We start from the raw sequence: 556 nt of genomic DNA, 5'->3' as shown, positions 1-556 counted from the left end.
AACGCGGTGACGTGGCTGCGCGATTCGCTGCGGGCGCTCGACGTGGGCGGCTGCACCGACACCCTCCCGATCACGGCGGGGGAGACGGGCGGTTTTTTCCTGGTCGTGGGGGGATGCCGATGACGTGGGTCAGTGTGAAAGAGAGACTCCCGCCCTCGTTCGAGAGGGTGTGGGTCATGACGGACACGGGGCGTCAGGTCACGGGCTACGTGAAAAGCGACGCGAGCTGGTTCATCAATTGCCCGACGGTGCGAGCCACCGGCGCGGAGGTTTTGAGGTGGCGCGATGACCGAGCTGGCTAGATGGTCCTACACTGCGCCGCTGACTATCTGGCGCAGAATCCCGAACTCAAAGGACGAATGGGGCGACCCGATAGCGGGGTTTGAACCACCCGAGCATATTTGGGGCGACTATCAGGGCGGGCTCTCGAAGGGCATCAACGGCATCGGGGAGATCGTCGCCAAAGATACCTATTGGACCGAGTACCCCGACGCGCGCGTGGGCGACTACATCGTGAGGGGATTGTTCAACACCATCGATCCGCTCGCGGTAGGCG

General features: G+C 63.5%; 1 protein-coding gene. It reads left to right on the top strand.

Annotated elements, in window-relative coordinates; translation table 11 throughout:
• Window positions 1-285: 285 nt before the first annotated feature.
• Window positions 286-556 (top strand): hypothetical protein (locus N1032_RS27190; RefSeq protein ID WP_259543816.1); only part of this gene is annotated, 271 nt, incomplete at its 3' end.

The organism is Herbiconiux daphne, assembly GCF_024979295.1.
In the GTDB taxonomy this organism is placed as follows: domain Bacteria; phylum Actinomycetota; class Actinomycetes; order Actinomycetales; family Microbacteriaceae; genus Herbiconiux; species Herbiconiux daphnes.
Note: the sequence above shows the minus strand (reverse complement) of the source record. Positions and strands in the feature narration are given on the sequence as shown.